Source organism: Mobilitalea sibirica (genome assembly GCF_015999265.1).
Taxonomy (GTDB): domain Bacteria; phylum Bacillota; class Clostridia; order Lachnospirales; family Lachnospiraceae; genus Mobilitalea; species Mobilitalea sibirica.
The window spans coordinates 254,324-275,245 of the sequence record NZ_JAEAGR010000003.1 but is presented as its reverse complement, the minus strand read 5'-3'; the positions used below and the strand labels follow the sequence as shown (position 1 = coordinate 275,245).

The following is a 20,922-nucleotide window of genomic DNA, read 5'->3' as shown; positions in this document are numbered from 1 at the left end:
TCCTTTTATATTAATTATATATGAAATAGTTAACTCTATCTTAATCCTTTCGAAATTCCTCTTCATGTTGTTTAAAAAAATCATGATAAGTGCGTACATTTTCTAAATCCGTCCAGCGTTTTACCATAACAGGATTCTCGTCAAGATTATATATTCTTGCTCCGCGCATGGCTAACAGGAACGGTGAATGTGTTGATATAATAAACTGACATCCAAAAAATCTGGCTGATTCTTCAAGAAAGCTTACTAATTCCATCTGTCGCTTAGGAGATAGACTGTTTTCCGGCTCATCCAACAAATAGAGTCCATTCTCTCCTATCTTTTCGGTAAAGTAGCGAAATGCACTTTCTCCGTTCGAATACTCACGGACATTATCAATCAATTTGCTCCTTACAAAGCGGGACTGAGTCTTACGTCTGGCATTGTTAACATTCTTCAGCTGTTCATAATCTACCATTGATTTCATCTGAAAGTGAGCGTATTTTGCATCCAGGTATTCCTCAAACAGCTCATTCCTCTTTAAGTCAATGCCTTCGTTCAAGTTGCGGATGTTCAGCATATAATCAAAAACATCATCGCTAGTTATAATTCTGCTATTTTTTGAAATCTCCTCTTCCGTATTCATGTTGCACAGTTTTACATAGTCCGGGAAAAAATTAGACTTATTGTAGATAGTGTCACGGCTGATCTCTGTCTTTTCAGCAATAACATTCAATGCTGTAGTTTTTCCTGAACCATTACCGCCGTATAATATAGTAATGGGTTCAAAATCAAGCCTGTCAAGATCATTCTTTGATAGTATCTTAAACGGATAAAACGAATCATAGCAAGTCCTTTTTATGTTTAGGATAAAATCAGTTTCTAAGTCAGCACAGGGAAATGTAAAGCTTTTTAAATAAATCATTATAAACTCCAATCTATCAATATAAACTTATTAAGCCTTAGTGATTATTCATTATTATAAAAAGCAAATCACTTTTTTTATGCAAATTTTTAACTAGATAGCTTAATTATCATGTCTTTACAATAGTACAAATTACTGTTATAATATAGGTAACAGGAGATATAAGTTAAAAACTTATACTCGCCCTTATGTTAAAAAATGATTATCTGCTACTTTGCGAGTGAGAGGATAATCATTTTTTATTGTGTAGCTTAATAACTACAACAACAAATGTGAGTAACGCTATGATGAACATGCCAAAACTTATCAAAAGTGATAAAGTCTCTGAAACTGTTACCATATGGCTCACTTCCTTTCTATGTAATATAGTTAAAAGAAGTGCACCACCTCCTTTTATAAGGGAGGGCGAATACAAGTGATTATCCTGTTCCTGTTACCTTGATATATTATACCATTATTATACAAATATGTCCATCGAAATCAGAATGTTTGTTCGGTCGTGTTTACTAAGACCTTTTATGAAATTATATGAATCCATGAAGTAAACGAAAAACACACTCCTTTCTGTTTACAAAAAGAGTGTGCTCATCATATCTACATATAAATTTTTATAATCCATGAAAAATAAATTAAATATTAAATCTATGCTATATGATACAACAGGGTGATTTTCCTGTATCTTTGAAGTACAAATCTACTTATACACCCCACTGTTTCACAATTCTATAATAAGCCTTAGCTGTACGTTTATAGCTGATTCCATATATGATTGCAAATAAGACACATACGCCTATCGTACATGCGATAATCAGATTAATCTGGAAGAAGAACATTGCTGCCATCAGATTAATTACCATAAACATACCTACAATCGTATGAAGGATTGCACCGGCTAAAGGAATAAAGAACACTTGTAAAACCTGTTTTTTAATCGTGCGTTTTACTTCCAGATCACTCATTCCCACTTTTTGCATAATTTCATAATTTTTCTGATCATCAAAGCCTTCTGTTATCTGTTTATAATACATAATAATCAATAAACACATCATAAAGATAATTCCAAAGAAGATACCAATGAACAACAAACCTCCATACATTACTTCTGTATCCTTTATATCGTCTGCATAATCAGAATACTGTGCAAAACCAGTTTGTGTGGAGGATAACTGATTAAGTTTTTCAGAAAAAGCCTTCTTTTGTGCATCGTCACCCTGAAGCTTCATCTCTACCACATGTTTCAGGTTATCCGATATCTCAACCCCATAGGCAGCTGCTATTTGTTCCACTGCATTACGATCCGGCACTATTACAAAATACATACCGGAGAAAACATTGTTCGTAGCTTTTGGCTTTAAGCTGCTTTCTTTGATTTCTTTTTTTACTTGATAAGCACTATTGATAAACCTAATCTTATTCATACCGTAATCCGCTCCGGTGGAGTACACCAACACTTCCCCTTGTTCTAACTCATAAGAAGCTGAGTCCAAAGTATTATAACTGTCTAAGGGAATTAGTCTTATTTGATACATATTGCGAAAATCAGCCTTATCATCTTTAATCAGAATTTTATCATCCTTTTTTACGATGTTAAGTCGAGCATATTCGTAAGTATGAAAACTTTCTATTGTTACACCTTCATTTTTTGCCAGTGTTTCTACCTCCTGCTGCCAGTCTTTCTTGTCGGTAAATACATTTTCCTTAAACTCAATCTCAATATCATATGGATACATAAAATTCTGAATTTTCGGAATTCCAAGATATAACGAAACTGTACAGATCATGGTAATAAGAACCATGGTTGCAAAAATACAGATATTTACCAGACTGGCTGCATTTTTCTTCATGCGGTATATCATACCGGATATAGCAATGAAATTACCGGATCGATAATAAAGCCGTTTGTTACTTTTTAATCTTTTTAGGAACGCGATGCTTCCTGAGGTAAAAAGAAAATGAGTCCCCATAACAACTAAAAATACAGCCAGGAAAAAATTAGTGAAAATGCTGGCATCAACCTGTGATGATATAGCAATATAATAGCCATATCCCAGTAGCAGCACTCCCCCTAATGCCAATTGTTGTATTCTTTTTGGTTCTTTTTCTCCCTTTTTGGATTCACTCATAAGCTCCGTCGGATTGGCTTTCCCAACCTGCACCAAATTCGTAAAAAGATTGATCGCAGAAATCACTGCATAGAAGAGAATGGTGTGAGCAATTGCTTTACCGCTTATGGAAAAAGAAGCTTCTACCGGCAGTTTAGTCAGATTAAGCAGCAAGAGAAAAATCAGCCTTGAGAATAATAGTCCAAGTACGATTGCACAGATCACTACAATTGCATACATAATTAATGTCTCAATCAACATCAGGATACCGATATGTTTTTTTTCCATTCCCAGAATGCTATACAGCCCTAGCTCTTTTTTGCGGCGCTTAATCAAAAAGCTGTTCGTATAATATAAGAACGGTACCATGATAATTCCAAGAAGAACAAAGCCTACCATCATTAGCATATGGGCATAGGTTGCTCTTGGAAGCGTAGTCATGATTTTATTGTTAATGATAATATCAAACACAAAATACGTAAACATTGCAAAAACGCTGATTCCGATATACGGAAGGTAAGTCGAGCTATTTCGGAGAATTCCATTCAACGCCAGCCTTGGAAGTAAGCCTTTTTTCTTCATCTCTATACCTCCGCTCCGACAAAGACAGATGTCATCTCACAAGCAACCGTTTCTGTTTCAGATGCATCTTCTCCCAGATTGCCGGTTTGTAATACAGAAAGGGTATCCGAAATCATATGATACATCTGATCATTACTATGATTTCCTCGAAAAATCTGATTAAATACAGAGCCATCTTTGATAAACAACACTCTGTTTGCACGACTTGCAGCCTGAATACTGTGGGTTACCATTAAAATAGTCTGTCCGTCTTTGTTGATATCAGCAAAGATATTCAACAGTTTATTCGCAGCCTTCGAATCCAGAGCACCGGTAGGTTCATCCGCCAACACAATCTGAGGCTTGGTAATTAATGCTCTTGCTACAGCTGCACGCTGTTTCTGACCACCGGATACTTCATATGGAAATTTATCAAGAATATCTTCGATTGCAAGTTTTTTCGCTAAAGGAAGAAGTCTTTCATTCATTAATTCATAACTGTTACCTGCCAGTACTAACGGTAAGAAAATATTATCCCGTAGAGACAGGGTATCTAAAAGATTAAAATCCTGAAACACAAACCCTAGATTATCCCGACGAAACGCACAGATTTCTTTCTGCTTGATTTCTGCCATGTTTTTATCTGCAAGTATGACTGCTCCCCCGGTCGGTTTATCCAAGGATGCCATAATATTTAATAACGTCGTCTTACCGGAGCCTGACTCACCCATGATTGCCACGAATTCACCCACCTCAACAGAAAAGGTAACATTGGTTAACGCCTGAACCTTATTTCCTCCAAACCGGGTCGTATATATTTTTTTTAAATTTTTCACTTCTAACAGTGCCATAACATGCCTCCTAATTAACATATAAATTCTTGGTCTTCCTGTGACATCTCTTTCTTACACTGTTATTTTAGTTTAAGATTACTTTTTTTACCATCGAACAGCCTTACATTACAAGGCCTTAACCTTACATTTTTGTCACATTCCCTTTCCAGCTATTCCTTTTGTCAACACAAATCACTTTATTAAAATATTCAATCCACATGTTCAACGTAATTATTCCGGGAAAGATCCAGATAAATCCTAGTACCCTCTCCCTCCTTGCTCTCAACTAATATTTTATGGGATAACTGATTTAATATCTGCTTACATAGATATAACCCGATCCCGGTTGACTTCTTATCCATACGTCCATTATATCCCGTAAAACCCCGATCAAAGATACGGGGAAGGTCCTCCTGACGAATACCAATTCCCGTGTCCTCTATCACCAAAGTTTTCTCCGACCCGGGTTTCATGTATATGGAGACCGTACCCATCTTCGTATATTTAATACTATTAGATATCAGCTGTTCCAAGACAAATCCAAGCCACTTCTCATCCGTCAATACTTTTATATCAAACTCATCAAGTCTTAGGGTCAGACCACTGTTAATGAATAATACCGAGTATTTGCGTACCGTCTGTTTTACCATGGTATATAAATCATACTCTTTTAATATCATATCCGATGCAATGCTTTCCAAACGCAGATATGAAAGAACCATCTCTACATACTGCTCAATCTTAAACAGTTCTTCCATCATCTGGAATCCATCCTCTCTGCTATTAAGAAGAAGTTTAAGCGCTGCAATCGGAGTCTTAATCTGATGTACCCACATCATATAATAATCCATCATCTCCGTACGCCGCATCTGAGCATCCGATTCCATAGAGCCTTGCAGTTGACATAATTGTCTTATCAATTCCCCGTATTCTGTATCTAATCTTGTCAACTGCAGATCATGCTTGTCCCGGTCGAATTTCCCCTGGCTAAAATATTCGTGGACACTACCATATAATAAGGCCTCCCATGCCTGTTCGAGATTATCCTTCGCTAGTTGAATTCTTTTTCGCTTCTGTATATATGTCCTGGCATGTAAGACCCCATAGCAAATCCATACAAAGGCAGACAGTAAAAACGCATACATGATTTTAGGCAGATTGTGTAATTGATATAAGCTGCATACCACCACAAAAACTAGGGCATTTGCAAAAAACAACAAAATGATAGCTTTGCTGTCTATAATATAATCCCATATTAAATTCTGTTTTTTGTCTACATCCTTCTCTCTTTTTAGACCACCCATGATATACATGACATAGAAATACACTTAACTTCTTATGTCTGTCCTTTCATTTTAATCTGAAAAATATATGTTAATATGGCTTTAACCAATCATATAGCCAAGACCTTTTCTGGTTTGAATTAGGTCTGATACCCCTGCTTCCTCCAGCTTTTTTCGAATTCTCGTTATATTAACGGTTAAGGTATTGTCATCCACAAAAAAGTCATTGTCCCAAAGTTTTTTCATGATCTGCTCTCTGGAAACCGGCTGACCCATATGTTCAAATAACAGCTGCATGATTTTAAACTCGTTCTTTGTGAGCTCGAGCTTGCGTTCTCCTATCATTAAGGAAGCCTCTGTTACATTTAATATCACCCCATGACATTCCATCACGGTAGTTTGTCCCCGAAACGCATAGGTACGCCGAAGCATTGCCTGTACCTTAGCCGCAAGCACCTCAAGATCAAAGGGCTTAGTTAAAAAGTCATCTCCACCCATATTCACAGCCATCACAATATTCATATTGTCACCTGCTGATGATACAAAGATGATAGGTACCTGTGAGATACGGCGTATCTGAGAACACCAATAATGTCCATTGTAAAAAGGAAGGATAATATCCATTAATACAAGGTGAGGGGAAAATGCTGCAAACTGTGTCATAACATCACTAAAATCTGACGCGGTTTCCACCTCATATCCCCATTTTCCCAAATGCTTCTTCATCTCTTCTGCAATTATCGTATCATCTTCTACCACAAATATCTTATACATACTTCCACCCCTCATTTCCATAATTAGTATAACTTCTGCCTGAGTTTGTGGCAAGTACCAATCTTCTTAGTAATTATACTTTAAACTGCTTTTCTCCTTGCTTAATTCTATCATTAACATAAGACAGAATTTTAGAGCATAGTGCCTCTGTTCCCTCTACATTCGAACAAAGCTCATCGATAACCAAGTCTCTCTTGTAATGCTATCTTTAGAACCCTATAGAAAAACCTTCTCAAAATTTTGTTTCAAATTTGAGAAGGTTTTTTTATATATTTACATATATCTTTATGCTAGTGTTTCATCACTCTTGGATACTTCTAGGTAGAACGCAGCAAAGGAAGCATTCATATATGGAACCAACCATAACATTCCGATTCCAAAGGTAAATACACAGAGTATCAACCATCCAATAAAGCTTAATCCGAGGCAGAATAGACGAAATTTGTTTCCTCTCATCATCTCTTTGGATTCACCAATTGCATCTAAAATCCCCATTGACGGATTTTCTTCCATTATGTAAAACGCCATTGAGTAGCTTAATGCTGCAATAATTCCGGGTATAATCAATAATAGACCCCACAGAAATGTAAAGATAGCAATAACAATACGTAATCCCAATGCTTTAAAGAAGATATCAAATCTCGAAAACAAGTCCTTTAATTGAGGATTCGTCCCTTGTATCAGGTTTTTGTTGAATCGGCAATATCCAAGCTCAACTGCTCCCCCAATAAAAAATGTAATCAATGCCCATAATAATATGAAAGATATTATAACAGTTATGAATACCCAAAACGAGCTACTTAGTTCCTGAAATACAAAGGAATTGGAATTATCTCCTCTACCATTCGAGGAACCCCCTCTGGATACTCCACCTAACACCATTGCTACAAAACCCGTGCCAACAGCAAGTGCCCATTTTCCCCTGAGCGCATCTCGTGCTATTTTCCTAAAATCTGCTGCATATAACATTATTCTCTCCTCCTATTAATACTAGTAATAAATATTTATTATTTTAATTTAAATATTAACACTCCTTTAATTGAAATAGAACTATATATTACAAAAAACAATCTCCTGAATATATCCCTACTTGTATAATAATCCAATCTTTCTCATTAATCAACATATATCTACATGTTCAATCTAAAAAAAGAGATAACTATTACTAGTCATCACTATAATCCCAATATGTAATTGAATAATAGAAACATGTTAATTTATAAAAAAAATCATTGACTTTATGCAGAACCTGGAAGATAATTCTTTTAACTGGCAAATGGAAAATACACGTTTTATGATAAGCTTTTATTATTAAATACTGCTGATAGAACTTTATATCAATTAATATTAATAATTAAAATATCAAGGGGATTTATCATGAAAATAAAAGTATTAAAAATCTTTTTTATTTTCTTTATTTTAGGTTTTGGTATCTTCTTTACATACCTTTATCATTTATATACGTTGAAAAGTGTAAAAGTACTTAATATCTCTGAAATAGATAAACTAGATATTGAAGGATTAGGAAAGCATTATAAAATTCCAGGTTTTACATATTCTGTTATAAAAAATGGAGAAACCATTATAGGCGATGCATATGGATATATTTATCAAGACTCTGATACAAAAATAAAAAGGGATAACTACTTTCAGCTTGGTTCCTGTACCAAAGCATTTACTGGACTTATGGCAGCGAGACTTGTAGATAATGGTAGCTTGAGCTGGGATACAAATTTTTTTGACCTGTACCTTAATTGGAAAGAGAAATCAAATTCAGCCTATTACTCAATAACCTTAAAAGATTTATTATCTCATAGAGCTAAAATTCAACCATTTACTCATAATGTAGTAGATTCAGAACTACCATTAACATCAAATAATCCTTTAGAACGAAGACTAGAATTTTGTAAATATGTTTTAAGTCTTGACCCAGTTACCGAAGATGCTCCTTACTATTCTAATGCAGGATACAGCTTAGCAGGTATTATGCTGGAAAAAGTAACAGGAAAGTCGTGGGAAGATCTTGCTTTACAGACAGCAAATGAAATTGGTATTAAGATAAACTTCGGAAGACCTAACCTTTTAGATACAAATCAACCATGGGGACATAAAATTAGCTGGTTTAGAAAACTAAAGCCTGTCCCTCCCTATGATGATAACAAGTTACCTTTTGTAATAGCACCGGCAGGCGATATCAGTATGAGAATTTCAGACATGTCAAAATATATTGAAGTATATCTGAAAGGAATTTCTGGTATGGATGATTATATAAAATCAGAAACCTGCAATTATTTACTATTTGGAATACCGGAATATTCTATTGGATGGTGTAATAATATCGATGATGGCGATACTTATGCATTACATGGAGGAAGTGATGGAACTTATTATTCTCAAGTAACTATATATAAAGACCTTAAAGCTGCAATTATTATATTAACAAATGCACCTGATTGTAAGGATACTCATCACTTTATTAATGATCTTACAAACTATTTGAAGGGACAATATATTAATTAGATCGTTTTATTAAACTAAGCTTTCTTTCCTATAATCAAATATAAACTCTTACAAAACATCTTCATCTAACATAGAAAACCTTCTCATCATTTGTTTGATAAATGTTGAGAAGGTTAAATTTTGTAAATCCTTAATTGAATTAATGCAATTTGATGCACATATATCATCACTGGATGAATTTTACCCTGTTTTAGGATAATATCTCATCTATAAAATCATCCAAAATACTTAATTTTACAGGCATTATAAAAATATCACAGAAAGCTTTAGCATTCTTTTTACTCATCCCAGTTATGATATACTTCCTGCACATCATCATCCTCATCCAGTAAGTCAAGGATCTTCTGCATACTCTTAATATCCTGGTCGGACTTAAGCTCAACCCAGGTTTGTGGTATCATGGTTACATCGGCCTGTGCCATAGGGATACCTTCTTTTTCAAGGTTTTCTCTTACTTCGCTGAAGGCATCCGGATCTGTAAATATCTCAAAGCTGTCTTCCTCTTCCTTAAAATCCTCCGCCCCTGCATCAAGTGCCAACAGCATCAGATCATCGGCCTTCATCTCACACTCTTCTTTATCTATGATAATCTGTCCCTTTCGGTCAAACAGAAAGGAAACACATCCATTCGTACCTACATTACCGTTACCCTTGGTAAATGCATTACGCACATTGGCTGCTGTTCTGTTCTTGTTGTCTGTTAAACCTTCCACAATAATAGCAATACCGTTCGGGCCATAGCCCTCATAGGTTACCGCCTCGTAATCCACTGAATTGGCATCTCCGGCCGCTTTTTTAATACTTCTTTCTATGGTATCATTGGGCATGTTATTAGATTTTGCCTTAGCAATTACATCCTTTAATCGGCTGTTCACGTTAGGATCGGGTCCGCCTTCTTTCACAGCAACTGCTATCTCACGACCCAGTTTCGTAAATATCTTACCCTTTGTTGCATCGTTTCTTTCTTTCTTATGTTTAATATTCGCAAATTTTGAATGTCCTGACATACTAATTCTCCTAAGCTTTTATGTATTAATGAAAGGCATTATAACCTTTCCTATTTTAACACCGTATTGATCGATAAGCAAGATAAAGCTATCATCACTTATTGATGTTAATTTATTTAATATATATTTAAATCGATTATATATTATATAATATATTTTCAAGGGGGGTAAATAGTGTACTGTCAAACATAACCAAATAAAATATCTCAGATTAATATACGTTGTTTTTATAACTCTACTCCGTACTATTGATAATTTTACTCAGTTTTTCCATGACTGAGATGGTGTCTTCTGTCGTACGAATAGCACACATAATGGTATCGTCACCGGCAATACAACCCACAATACTGTTCATCTGCAGTGCATCTAAAGCTGCAGCAACCGCCATAGCCATACCGGAAACCGTCTTAATCACTAATATATTCTGCGCCATATCCATAGAGATAAAAGCATCTCTAAGTACCCGAGTGTACTTTTCGCTCATGCCCGGTTCTGTCTTTTGAAGTACAATGTACTTTTGTCTTCCGCCATCCACTGCAACCTTAGTCAGCTTCAGTTCTCTGATATCCCTGGATACCGTCGCCTGTGTTACGTTATACCCATCCTGCATTAAACGTTCTGCTAATTCTTCCTGTGTTTCGATATCATATTTATTGATTAACTCAATAATCTTACTTTGCCTGCTTATCTTCATACGATTACACCAGTGCCTTTCTATTTTATAATATATGTTAATCTCCGTTATTACTTAACTTTGAACGCAGTATTTCATAAATACCGGTCTGATTTAATTTTATCAGTTTTGTATCATACTGCGATTTATTAATCGTAATAATATCATCCGTTCCCAATTCATACACCTGATTCCCATCGAAGGTAACGGTAGCTTCTGCTTCCTGTGTTTTTTTACTCTTGCCGACAACCACCTTAACGGTATCCTCAGCAGGTACTACAATACTTCTTGGGCTTAGGGAATGCGGACATATTGGAGTAATTACCATGACACTTGATCTGGGGATGATAATCGGTCCTCCCGCAGACAGATTATATGCTGTGGAACCCGTAGGTGTGGATATAATGACTCCATCTCCTTGAAAATTATCCACCAGTTCTTCATTCACATAGATTCCAAGACTGATAATCCTTGAAAACCCTTTTCTTGTGATAACGATATCATTCAGTGAATATCCGGTTGTATTCTCGTATCTACCGGTATGCTGCTGACTGTAATGTATATTGCCTTGTATCATCAGTCTGCTTTCCATACGGTAATCATCGATAAATAATCTATCCAATGCATCCATGACATGATTTTCTTCAATCTCAGCCAAAAATCCCAAGGTTCCCAGATTGACACCCAAAATCGGAATATCATAGGTCATCAAATCGTTGGCGGTCTGTATAATGGTACCATCCCCTCCAAGGACTATGGCACAATCCGGTTTATCCGCAAGCATCGTTTCGTTCAGATCCTTATGATAAGCAGATACTCTAGATAATAATACCTGTTTTCCGGCTTTCCTAATATAACCTGCAATTTTATTCGTGACAATATTATCTTTGTCTTTTTCTTTATTGGTTATAATTAAAAACCGATCCATATTTCATACTCCTTAAGCAGTTTTCGCCCATTACACTAACGAAAAAAGTCTATCATAGAATTCCATAAATTTCAAGGTACTTTCAATGAATTTATGTTTAAATTATAAATTTTCGGAATATTTATGCGTAATAGTCACAAGCATTTTTAAACATTCCTTAAATATAAACTCTTGCAATGTTTCATCTGTCTTATAAAATGTTTCTTACTACTCCTCTGATGCCGATAAGCTTCCATGAGCATCGTCCACGGTTTTTTGTATCATCCTCTGTGTAATTGCCTGTCCCCTAATTGGACTTTCGGTCGTGTCATCAATTTTTAACTTCTTCAGATATAATAAATATTCAATATTTCCTTCCGGTCCTTTAATCGGTGAATAATTCAAATCTTTACAATCAAACCCGATGGAAATAACATAGGAAACCACATGCTCTATTACCTCCTGATGTACCTTCGGATCTCTCACCACACCTTTTTTACCAACCTTTTCTCTGCCTGCTTCAAACTGAGGTTTAATAAGACATACGATTTCCCCATCATCGGCCAAAAGTTCCCTCACTGGTTGAAGAACTTTAGTCAGAGAAATAAAGGATACATCAATGGAAGCGAAGGAGATCGGATCTTTTATCTGATCCGGTGTCAGATACCTAACATTCGTCTTCTCCATGGAGATCACCCGCTCATCCTGACGCAGCTTCCATGCCAACTGATTCGTACCTACATCCACTGCATACACTAACTTAGCACCGTTTTGCAGCATGCAGTCCGTAAAGCCCCCAGTGGAGGAACCGACATCCATACAGATCCTATCCTTTAGTATAATACCGTACTCCTCAATGGCTTTCTCCAATTTTAACCCGCCCCGGCTGACATATTTTAATGGGTTTCCCTTAACATCGATTTGAACTTCCTCGGGAAAAGTACTTCCCGCCTTGTCCTCCCGTTGGCCGTCTACGAATACATTACCGGACATGATGATGGCTTTTGCCTTTTCCCTGGATTCGGCCAGATTACGTTTTACCAATAAGACATCCAATCTTTCTTTCATGTTTATTATTTACCTCCATACCACCATATCATAGCGGTTTCTACCGTGAGATGAATACAGTGCGTACTTCATATCTATCTTCCTAAGAATAATTTTTTGGTTATGTGAGGATGATTTCTTCCACACTAGCTCTCATTTAATAAATATTTTATTCGCTCAAGGATACTGTCTGCATCCAAACCAATCCTTTTATGAAGCTCACTCACTCCACCATGCTCAATATACATATCAGGAATTGAAATATTAATGTGCCTGCTATTGGGTCGATTCATTTCATGTAAATAGTCGGATACCTTCTGTCCGTAGCCTCCGCTTCTCACATTTTCCTCTATGGTAATAAATATGCTATGATTTTCTGATAATCTGTCAAGAAGCTTCGTATCCAACGGGGAGATAAATCTTACATTAATTAGCGATGCCTTCTTTCCCATCTGCTTCAGCCCATTTTTTACTTTCTCTGCTGTTTTCACCATACTTCCGACTGCCAATAACGCAATTTCAGCCTCTTCCTTTATAATCTCACTTTGACCATACTCTATAGGGGCTTGGTATTCATCTAATCCCAGATATGCCTCACCCTTAGGATAGCGTATAGCAATTGGCCCGTTATAGGATATAGAATAGGATAGCATCTCTTCCAGCTCTAACTTATTCTTCGGAGCCAATACCACAAGGTTAGGTATATGGGATAGATAGGATAAATCAAAAATTCCCTGATGGGTCTTCCCATCCCTTCCGGTCACGCCTGCACGGTCTATCATAAATACCACCGGTAGATTATTGATGCATACATCATGTATGATCTGGTCATATGCCCTTTGTAAAAATGTCGAATATATAGCTACTACAGGTTTGAAGCCACCCATGGCGAGACCCGCCGCGTAGGTTACCGCATGTTGTTCTGCAATTCCCACATCAAAGAATCTACTTGGGAATCGTTTCTTAAAATCACTTAATCCGGTTCCGTAAGGCATTGCAGCGGTTATGGCTACTACCTTATCATTTTTTTCTGCAATGCGTACCAGAGCATCGGAAAATACCTTGGTATAGGATATTCCTTTTTCTTCTTTTACCGCTTTTCCACTGGTTACATCAAAGGCATCTACCCCGTGAAACTTGCTGGGATATTTCTCGGCCAGAGGATATCCCTTGCCCTTCTTGGTTATAACATGAACTACCACTGCTTTTTGTACTTTCGCAGCTGCCCGAAATGCAGTAATCATGTGATTTATGTTATGTCCGTCAATCGGCCCGATATACGTAAGTCCCATATCTTCAAAGAACATACTGGGAAGCATAAAATATTTAATTGCATCCTTTGAACGTTTTAGTTTATCTACAACGGTCTTACCAATACCCGGCATCTGCGTCAGAGTATTCTCTAAATTCTCCTTAAAACCGGTATACTTATTATTGGTACGCAGCTTAGCAAGATAATTAGCCAAACCGCCTACATTCTCAGAGATAGACATGTTGTTGTCATTTAATACAATCATCATGTTAGATTTTAATCTACCGGCATTGTTAAGAGCTTCAAATGCCATGCCTCCGGTCAGGGCTCCGTCTCCTAAGACCGCCACCACCTTATGATTTTCATTGTTTAACTCTCTGGCTTTTACCAGTCCAAGAGCTGCTGATATAGCCGTGGAGCTATGGCCGGTATCAAAGGAATCACAATTACTTTCCTCACATTTGGGAAAGCCGCTCAATCCGTCCAGTTGCCGTAACGTTGCAAACATTTCCTTTCTTCCGGTCAACAGCTTATGAGTATAAGCCTGATGACCAACATCCCAGATTATCTTGTCCTTAGGAAAACTAAGAAAAAGATGAAGTGCCATGGACAACTCCACCACACCCAGATTGGAGGCCAGATGTCCTCCTGTTTTACTTATGTGCGAAATCAAAAAGCTCCGGATTTCCTCCGCTAACTTGGGATAATCTTGCATTCTGATTTTCTTTATGTCATTTGCCTGATTAATATAATCCAATAATTTCGGCAATCGATCCACCTCTTTCATAATTGATATGATAGTTACAAAATCATATTTCTTTCTTATCTTTCATCATAATCTCTAATAGTCTGTAATGATATATAATCGGTTAATACAGGAAATGTTATTTATATAATCAAAATCAAATGTTTTGTATATCATAATTCATAATTATCTGTTCAATCATCAATATCTCTAAAAATATCTTTAACATACTTTATCTATCATAATACATCTTATTTACTTATGTTATAATCTCTCTTATAATCATACAGGATTATATCTCTAGCATAATATCGCTGTCTTGACTTAATCAATTGCGTCTATAGAAAAACACATCCTAATTCCCTGCGTTAGCATATGCATAATTATCATATTTTACTTTTCCCTGTAAATTAGCTGTAGGATTAAGGCCCTCAGGTATTCATTCTGATATGGAAGTGCATCATAGATACGAACCGCCTCCTCAGATATCTTAACCACCTCTTTTTCAGCTTCATTAATCCCCATAATGGATACATAGGTTGTCTTTTGGTTCTTCTCATCGCTGTGAATAGGTTTTCCTAAAACTTCTTCTGTACTTGTTACATCAAGAATATCATCTTTAATCTGGAATGCCAGACCGATGCCTCCTGCAATTTTCTCGATTTGCCCTACTTCTGTCTCTGTAGCTCCTGCGAGGACTGCACCAATCATCATAGAAGCCTCCACTAGAGCTGCAGTTTTCAGTTGATATATAAAATCCAAACGATCCCTATCAATAATACCGTCATATTCTTCCACGTCAACCACCTGACCGCCAATCATTCCGTAGATGCCTGCTTTTTGTGACAGGATTTTCATTGCCTTAGCTACCCGTTTATACTGTATTAGTTGTTCATTCTCACTATCGGTGTCAGATATTGCATCAAATGCTTTCGCCGCCGTTTCGAAGGCATAATTAAGCAGACCATCTCCTGCCAGGATGGCCATTGCTTCTCCATATACCACATGGGTTGTCTTTCTGCCTCTTCGATACTCATCATTATCCATTGCCGGCAAATCATCGTGGACCAGACTATAGGTGTGAATCATCTCAATCGCAGCCATAAATGGATCCAAAAAATCTCTGTCTTTACCATCAAAAAGCAGAAAGGTCTCCTCCATCAGCATCGGCCTGAGCCGTTTTCCTCCGGCCATAAGGCTGTAATTCATGGCTTCAAATACTGTTTTTTGATACCCTTCTTCTTTCGGTATATAGTTTTTAATCATCGTTTCTATTGCTGTTACCCGACTACTTTTTTCATTATCAAAACTCATTGGCTTCTCCGTTATCGCTTAATATAATCAGTTCCTTCTCTACCTTATCTATGGAATCATTACAGGCTTTTAATAGCTTCATTCCTTCCTGGTATAAGGAAAAGGAATCCTCCAAGCTAATATCCGGCTTTTCCAGTTCCACGGTGATCTGATTTAGTTTTTCAAATGCTTCCTCTAATTTGAACTCTTTCTCAGCCATAATTATTCTCCTTTATCTCTTTCGATTGCTTTCGTTTCCTCAACCCTTGTTAAAATATCCCCGTCTAATAATGATATGGTCAGCAGTTGGCTTTTTGAAACTTTACCTATGCTATGTATCGGCTTATTATCTTCTCCAACTACCAATGCATAACCCTTACTAAGCTTTGACAACGGAGATAAGCCCTCCAGCTTTGCAATGAATAATTCTAATCTGTGCCTGCTGTCCCGCAGTCGACGGTTCATCCCGTTTTGCAGCTTTTGCTCTATATCCATCATAAACTGTCTCTTCTGCTTAATCTGATAAGCGGGGCTTGCATAATAAAGCCTTAGTTTAAATTCCTTCAATTTCGATTGGTTCAAAGTGATCTTCTGCCCTAAAGCCTTCGTAATATTCCGTTGATAATCCCGCAACATCGTAAGATAAGCCATATAATCATTGACCGCCAGTTCTGCCGCCGCCGAAGGTGTCGGCGCCCGAAGATCGGCAACATAATCGGAGATTGTAATATCTGTTTCGTGTCCTACTGCTGATATAATAGGTGTCTTACAGGAATAGACCGCTCTGGCTACAATCTCTTCATTAAAGGCCCATAGATCCTCAATAGAACCTCCGCCCCGTCCAATGATGATAGTGTCAACCCCCAGCTTGTCCAAAACATTGATACCTTTCACTACACTCTGGGCCGCCCCGGCTCCCTGTACCAGCGCCGGATATAAAATCAACTGTACATAGGGATTTCTTCTCTTCGAGATATTAATAATATCCTGAATAGCTGCTCCGGTGGAAGCAGTTACAATACCAACTTTTTGGGGATAAAGAGGAATTGGCTTTTTATGAGCCTGGTTAAACAGACCTTCCTCCGCAAGTTCCTTCTTCAGTTTTTCAAATTTCTCATATAAAATTCCTAATCCATCCAAGCGAATTTCACTGGCATAGAGCTGGTACTTACCGTCTCGTTCATACACATTGATACTTCCGAGGATAATAACACTCTGTCCTTCCTCCATTCGAAAAGCAAGGCCTTTTCTCTGCCCGGCAAACATTACACATGCTAATTGCCCCTGAGCATCCTTTAAGGTAAAGTAGATATGCCCGGAGGTATGGTATTTACAGTTTGAAACCTCACCTTTCACGTAGATACGATTAAGGACCCGATCCTTTAAAAACATATTTTTTATATATTGGTTAATCTCCGTGACCGTTAAAGCTTGGTTCATATTAACCCTCCATACTGCCGTTACGGCAGTTCCTATACTGATAACTTTAATCACTATGCGAGAAATTATATCATATTTTCAGTATTGCACATGACAAAGGAGTCCGACAACTTAGATTTTATAATTCCTTATACTTCACTTAACACTGCGCGATTATATTATGCCAGTTTTGCTAATACTCCGTTCACAAAGCCGGGAGACTCATCTCCACCGAATTTCTTAGCTAATTCGACTGCTTCATTAATTGCTACCTTTACCGGTATATCATCATCATAACGCATTTCAAAGATGGCCAGTCTTAAGATTGTCAAATCCACCTTACCCATTCGATTTAACTTCCAACCGCTGGCTGCTTCTGACAAAGTCGAATCAATTTCATCCAGCTTGTCCACAACTGCCTGTAATCGATCTGTCATGTAAGCATACTCCGATACGGTAGGTTCTTGTAACTCCGATATATAATAATTCATTTGTTCCTTTAATTCGCTGCTTTGATGAAAATCCTTGCGAAACAGCATAAGAAATATGTGTTCCCTTATCTCTCTTCTTGTCAATGTTAACTCCTCCTAACCCATCAGGTTATTATCATTATCTGAAATTTTTAACTAAAGTATAATAAAATCAGTGCTTAATATTATATTATGATCAGGTAGGATATTTATAGCATGGCGCCTTATGACGAGTTGATAAATTCACTTATTACTTTTGAAGATGGTTTAGTATCTAACAATCGCACTGTTTGACGAGCGAAGCGAAGAGTTTGCGTTTTTAGAACCTGCTTTACCATCAGAAAAAGTTATTAGTGAATTTCAACGAGTCATACGAAGCCATGGTGTAAATATCATATCAGATCATATTTATAGGTAAAACTGATTTTATCCTACCATTAAAATCTCAGTCCTTTATTTATAAACACGAATAAACAACCCTTAAATTTTCATCTAAGGGTTGTTAGTAAGTATTTACTCTTTTACGATATTAACACCTGCGATTCTGATGTTAACTTCTTTGACCTGCAAACCGGTCATATTCTCTATCGCCAACTTCACCTTTTCTTGCACTTGCTTTGCAGTTTCAGGAATACCATATCCGTATTCTAAGGTTAAGGCCATATCTACTGATACAGCATCCGGACTTACCAGAACCTTCACTCCCTTAGATAAGTTCTTCTTACCTAATTTTCCGGCAAGTTCATTGGTTACGTTACCGCTTGTTGCAGATACACCTTTCACCTCCGTTGCTGCTAAACCTGCAATGATTGCAACAACCTCATCTGCTATCTGTACTTCTCCAACCTTACCATTCTCATGTATTTTATATGTGTTCCTAATTTCCGGTTCCTTATTCACGACGAATACCTCCTAAGTTCCTATGATTAACTGGTCATTCTTAACTTCTCTTTCTTATTAGTATTATACCAAATTAATCAACTTTTGCAATTATAAATAAATTTTTTTGCTTATTCTTCCATGACTACCGGAATAATTGTTATGTTTTTCGCTTCTATTTCGGTTTTTTCCTTCACTGCATTTTCTATGATGGCAAGCTGTTGATCGGTTAAGCTGGCAGCATTTACTACAACATCCACTTTGCCGCTATTGATGCTAACCAGTGTATCATCAAAACCTCTTGCCTCGAGTAAAATCTCCGTTGCATTCTCTTTCTCTGCAATTGCGGTTATTTCTATGTAACTATTGATTGCATCCTGCTTTAAGGTTTCGGCTACATCAGGGCTCTCAAATAACTCTTTTAAGGTTTCTTTATTTCTGGCTCTCATCTGCTCTCTTTGTAATCTGTTTTCAATGAAATAGCCGGCATTGATATTCGTACTTGCCAGTACGGCTTCTCCCGGAACACTATCCTCGTTTAGATTCAGTTCACCTGTATCTGTAACATCACTAGCCGCTTCCAGAATATCATCGTCTGATAGTTCACCCAGTTCAGTCGTACCCTCTTCTGTATCAACCGGTGTAGTTTCATCATTATCATCTGCTTCTGTTGCATTTACATCACCATCTGTTGTATCATTCGTTACTTCTGTTTCATCAGTAGTATCAGCATCTGTGGTATCATTGGCATCTGTAGTGTCATCGGTATTTTGTACCACATCAAGACCATCCAGACCAGCCAAAACATCTAATTCTTCCAAGTCCGGATTTGTGGTCTCTACCGTACCCGGTTCCTCCGGCTTATCATCATTCGTAAAACTGAGATACCCGGCAATCACAATCATAATGGCCAATGCAGTAATTATGATTTGATTCTTTTTAAATATATTTTTCATTTTCAACCTCCTGATCATTTTATCCCATCACTCATCTTCATCACTTTAACCTTATGCACAGGTACATCAAATAATACCTCTGCAGCTTCCATAATGTCTTTAATTATCCTAACATTATCTCCGCCTTCAGCTATCACAAGGACACCTTCCACAATCGGTTCACGTTCCTGTATTACGTAAGGCTGCGTTTTCCCATTCTCGTTGGTTACCAGAACGGTACTCTCTTCCCGTTGAATACTATTATTCGCTCTGTTTCCGCCCTCCCCGTCATCTTCATTTAAGCTTTCCTGCATATAAGGACTATCCTTTAAGGGAATCTGCTCCTTAGAAGCTTTTAAAGTTATCATTACTTCTACTTCGCCTATACCGGATACCTTTTTGAGGATATTTTCAAGCCTATTTTCCATTTCTTCTATATAGGTATTCGTATCCTGGCTTGTCATATTCGTACCATTTTGCTGCAGCAAATCACTCACATCCGCTATACCCTTATCCTTTGCTTCCTTTGAGCCAAAAAGATTTGGAAAAGATAATAATATGAGAAGAATACCCGCAACAAAGATCATAACTAACTTTGGTAGGCCAATTTCCTTTAGAGATATTTTCATTTTCTCCATATTATCCTCCCTGTATACTAATATTTATATTATCTGCTCCTATATTATAGAAGTCCGATAATTTAATTTTTATATTAATTTCAGCAGGGGAAGGCACTTTCTGAGATACTTCCTTCTCCTTTTGCAAAGCACTTTTAATGTCTGATATTTCAACCTCTTCTATAATGATTTTTGAGCTTTTTTCTTCCTCCGATTTGGTACCTGTTGCTGTAATATCCATCCGTTGTATCTCCCCGAAAGTACTGCTTTGGGTATCAAGGTTAAATGTGATATCAAAGGAGACCAGATAAAGTTCCTCTGCTGACAGAATCACCTTCACCTGTTCCTTAATTCTATCCTTATATTCTGCAAATATCTGTTGCATCTGTTTTTCCTCCATTCGTTGCAGATCGTTTTTAAAGGCCGACGCTTCTACCGTAAAATCATTGGATCTGATATAAAAATCCATCTTTTCGTCTATCTTTAAGAATCTCATAATCGGTGAAACAACGATCAACACTAATATCATCCCGGAGACGATACTGACGTACTTTTTATAGCTGCTGTTTCCCAACAGATTCATGATAATCGTATTCAGAATCATGTAAATTACTATGTTTTTTATCCATTCATATATTTCATTCATTTCTACAGCCTCCAAGGAACCTATGAATATAAATCAGCATACATCAGGAATGTTA

At 37.0% G+C, this 20,922-nt stretch carries 21 protein-coding genes; 1 reads left to right on the top strand and 20 read right to left on the bottom strand.

The window, feature by feature from the left end; translation table 11 throughout:
• Window positions 1–40: 40 nt before the first annotated feature.
• From I5677_RS04820 to I5677_RS04790, 7 genes are all read right to left on the bottom strand, one after another.
• Complete coding sequence (locus I5677_RS04820) at window positions 41–904, bottom strand: AAA family ATPase (protein ID WP_197660437.1); 864 nt, start codon at window positions 902–904, stop codon at window positions 41–43.
• A gap of 232 nt (window positions 905–1,136) precedes the next feature.
• Entirely contained in the window at window positions 1,137–1,244 is a 108-nt protein-coding gene (locus I5677_RS17505) for a putative holin-like toxin (protein WP_197660436.1), read from the bottom strand.
• 358 nt (window positions 1,245–1,602) lie between these two features.
• Window positions 1,603–3,588, bottom strand: a complete 1,986-nt coding sequence (locus I5677_RS04810; protein ID WP_197660435.1) for an FtsX-like permease family protein — start codon at window positions 3,586–3,588, stop codon at window positions 1,603–1,605.
• Between the two features lie 2 nt (window positions 3,589–3,590).
• The gene (locus I5677_RS04805; RefSeq protein ID WP_197660434.1) at window positions 3,591–4,418 is read right to left on the bottom strand and encodes an ABC transporter ATP-binding protein; all 828 of its coding nucleotides are present in this window, start codon (window positions 4,416–4,418) and stop codon (window positions 3,591–3,593) included.
• Between the two features lie 191 nt (window positions 4,419–4,609).
• The gene (locus tag I5677_RS04800; protein ID WP_243456495.1) at window positions 4,610–5,713 is read right to left on the bottom strand and encodes a sensor histidine kinase; all 1,104 of its coding nucleotides are present in this window, start codon (window positions 5,711–5,713) and stop codon (window positions 4,610–4,612) included.
• A 72-nt stretch (window positions 5,714–5,785) separates the two neighbouring features.
• Window positions 5,786–6,457 carry a response regulator transcription factor gene (locus I5677_RS04795; protein WP_197660433.1) on the bottom strand — a complete coding sequence of 224 codons (672 nt, stop codon included), beginning with the start codon at window positions 6,455–6,457 and terminating at the stop codon, window positions 5,786–5,788.
• 285 nt (window positions 6,458–6,742) lie between these two features.
• Window positions 6,743–7,426, bottom strand: coding sequence for a DUF975 family protein (locus I5677_RS04790; RefSeq protein ID WP_243456494.1), 684 nt, complete (start codon window positions 7,424–7,426; stop codon window positions 6,743–6,745).
• A 408-nt stretch (window positions 7,427–7,834) separates the two neighbouring features.
• Here I5677_RS04790 and I5677_RS04785 point away from each other — a divergent pair, with 408 nt between their 5' ends.
• Window positions 7,835–8,977: a serine hydrolase domain-containing protein gene (locus I5677_RS04785; protein WP_197660432.1), complete on the top strand. Its 1,143-nt coding sequence runs from the start codon at window positions 7,835–7,837 to the stop codon at window positions 8,975–8,977.
• A gap of 278 nt (window positions 8,978–9,255) precedes the next feature.
• Here I5677_RS04785 and I5677_RS04780 read toward each other — a convergent pair whose 3' ends face one another.
• From I5677_RS04780 to I5677_RS04720, 13 genes are all read right to left on the bottom strand, one after another.
• Window positions 9,256–9,984, bottom strand: coding sequence for a YebC/PmpR family DNA-binding transcriptional regulator (locus I5677_RS04780; RefSeq protein WP_197660431.1), 729 nt, complete (start codon window positions 9,982–9,984; stop codon window positions 9,256–9,258).
• A gap of 235 nt (window positions 9,985–10,219) precedes the next feature.
• Window positions 10,220–10,678: an arginine repressor gene (gene argR / locus I5677_RS04775; protein ID WP_197660430.1), complete on the bottom strand. Its 459-nt coding sequence runs from the start codon at window positions 10,676–10,678 to the stop codon at window positions 10,220–10,222.
• Window positions 10,679–10,715: 37 nt separating this feature from the next.
• On the bottom strand, window positions 10,716–11,585 hold the full coding sequence (locus I5677_RS04770; RefSeq protein ID WP_197660429.1) for an NAD(+)/NADH kinase: 870 nt from the start codon (window positions 11,583–11,585) through the stop codon (window positions 10,716–10,718).
• 207 nt (window positions 11,586–11,792) lie between these two features.
• A complete protein-coding gene (locus I5677_RS04765) occupies window positions 11,793–12,632 on the bottom strand; it encodes a TlyA family RNA methyltransferase (RefSeq protein WP_197660428.1) in 840 nt (279 codons plus the stop codon).
• 125 nt (window positions 12,633–12,757) lie between these two features.
• On the bottom strand, window positions 12,758–14,632 hold the full coding sequence (gene dxs / locus I5677_RS04760) for a 1-deoxy-D-xylulose-5-phosphate synthase (RefSeq protein WP_279380741.1): 1,875 nt from the start codon (window positions 14,630–14,632) through the stop codon (window positions 12,758–12,760).
• A 369-nt stretch (window positions 14,633–15,001) separates the two neighbouring features.
• Window positions 15,002–15,922, bottom strand: coding sequence for a polyprenyl synthetase family protein (locus tag I5677_RS04755; protein WP_197660426.1), 921 nt, complete (start codon window positions 15,920–15,922; stop codon window positions 15,002–15,004).
• The gene (gene xseB, locus I5677_RS04750; RefSeq protein WP_197660425.1) at window positions 15,912–16,121 is read right to left on the bottom strand and encodes an exodeoxyribonuclease VII small subunit; all 210 of its coding nucleotides are present in this window, start codon (window positions 16,119–16,121) and stop codon (window positions 15,912–15,914) included. The genes I5677_RS04755 and xseB overlap by 11 nt, the downstream gene beginning before the upstream one ends.
• Before the next feature lie 2 nt (window positions 16,122–16,123).
• Entirely contained in the window at window positions 16,124–17,341 is a 1,218-nt protein-coding gene (gene xseA / locus I5677_RS04745; RefSeq protein WP_197660424.1) for an exodeoxyribonuclease VII large subunit, read from the bottom strand.
• 158 nt (window positions 17,342–17,499) lie between these two features.
• On the bottom strand, window positions 17,500–17,895 hold the full coding sequence (gene nusB, locus I5677_RS04740; protein WP_197660423.1) for a transcription antitermination factor NusB: 396 nt from the start codon (window positions 17,893–17,895) through the stop codon (window positions 17,500–17,502).
• A 408-nt stretch (window positions 17,896–18,303) separates the two neighbouring features.
• The gene (locus I5677_RS04735; protein ID WP_197660422.1) at window positions 18,304–18,690 is read right to left on the bottom strand and encodes an Asp23/Gls24 family envelope stress response protein; all 387 of its coding nucleotides are present in this window, start codon (window positions 18,688–18,690) and stop codon (window positions 18,304–18,306) included.
• Between the two features lie 110 nt (window positions 18,691–18,800).
• Entirely contained in the window at window positions 18,801–19,625 is an 825-nt protein-coding gene (locus tag I5677_RS04730) for a SpoIIIAH-like family protein (RefSeq protein WP_197660421.1), read from the bottom strand.
• Window positions 19,626–19,639: 14 nt separating this feature from the next.
• Complete coding sequence (locus tag I5677_RS04725; RefSeq protein WP_197660420.1) at window positions 19,640–20,242, bottom strand: stage III sporulation protein AG; 603 nt, start codon at window positions 20,240–20,242, stop codon at window positions 19,640–19,642.
• A gap of 1 nt (window position 20,243) precedes the next feature.
• Window positions 20,244–20,867: a stage III sporulation protein AF gene (locus I5677_RS04720; protein WP_197660419.1), complete on the bottom strand. Its 624-nt coding sequence runs from the start codon at window positions 20,865–20,867 to the stop codon at window positions 20,244–20,246.
• Window positions 20,868–20,922: the final 55 nt, after the last annotated feature.

Bases quoted from the DNA above. Each gene is read 5' to 3' on its own strand.
- I5677_RS04820 (WP_197660437.1), bottom strand. From the start codon at position 904: ATGATTTATTTAAAAAGCTTTACATTTCCCTGTGCTGACTTAGAAACT.
- I5677_RS17505 (WP_197660436.1), bottom strand. From the start codon at position 1,244: ATGGTAACAGTTTCAGAGACTTTATCACTTTTGATAAGTTTTGGCATG.
- I5677_RS04810 (WP_197660435.1), bottom strand. From the start codon at position 3,588: ATGAAGAAAAAAGGCTTACTTCCAAGGCTGGCGTTGAATGGAATTCTC.
- I5677_RS04805 (WP_197660434.1), bottom strand. From the start codon at position 4,418: ATGGCACTGTTAGAAGTGAAAAATTTAAAAAAAATATATACGACCCGG.
- I5677_RS04800 (WP_243456495.1), bottom strand. From the start codon at position 5,713: ATGTATATCATGGGTGGTCTAAAAAGAGAGAAGGATGTAGACAAAAAA.
- I5677_RS04795 (WP_197660433.1), bottom strand. From the start codon at position 6,457: ATGTATAAGATATTTGTGGTAGAAGATGATACGATAATTGCAGAAGAG.
- I5677_RS04790 (WP_243456494.1), bottom strand. From the start codon at position 7,426: ATGTTATATGCAGCAGATTTTAGGAAAATAGCACGAGATGCGCTCAGG.
- I5677_RS04785 (WP_197660432.1), top strand. From the start codon at position 7,835: ATGAAAATAAAAGTATTAAAAATCTTTTTTATTTTCTTTATTTTAGGT.
- I5677_RS04780 (WP_197660431.1), bottom strand. From the start codon at position 9,984: ATGTCAGGACATTCAAAATTTGCGAATATTAAACATAAGAAAGAAAGA.
- argR (WP_197660430.1), bottom strand. From the start codon at position 10,678: ATGAAGATAAGCAGGCAAAGTAAGATTATTGAGTTAATCAATAAATAT.
- I5677_RS04770 (WP_197660429.1), bottom strand. From the start codon at position 11,585: ATGGATCGGTTTTTAATTATAACCAATAAAGAAAAAGACAAAGATAAT.
- I5677_RS04765 (WP_197660428.1), bottom strand. From the start codon at position 12,632: ATGAAAGAAAGATTGGATGTCTTATTGGTAAAACGTAATCTGGCCGAA.
- I5677_RS04755 (WP_197660426.1), bottom strand. From the start codon at position 15,922: ATGAGTTTTGATAATGAAAAAAGTAGTCGGGTAACAGCAATAGAAACG.
- xseB (WP_197660425.1), bottom strand. From the start codon at position 16,121: ATGGCTGAGAAAGAGTTCAAATTAGAGGAAGCATTTGAAAAACTAAAT.
- xseA (WP_197660424.1), bottom strand. From the start codon at position 17,341: ATGAACCAAGCTTTAACGGTCACGGAGATTAACCAATATATAAAAAAT.
- I5677_RS04730 (WP_197660421.1), bottom strand. From the start codon at position 19,625: ATGAAAAATATATTTAAAAAGAATCAAATCATAATTACTGCATTGGCC.
- I5677_RS04725 (WP_197660420.1), bottom strand. From the start codon at position 20,242: ATGGAGAAAATGAAAATATCTCTAAAGGAAATTGGCCTACCAAAGTTA.
- I5677_RS04720 (WP_197660419.1), bottom strand. From the start codon at position 20,867: ATGAATGAAATATATGAATGGATAAAAAACATAGTAATTTACATGATT.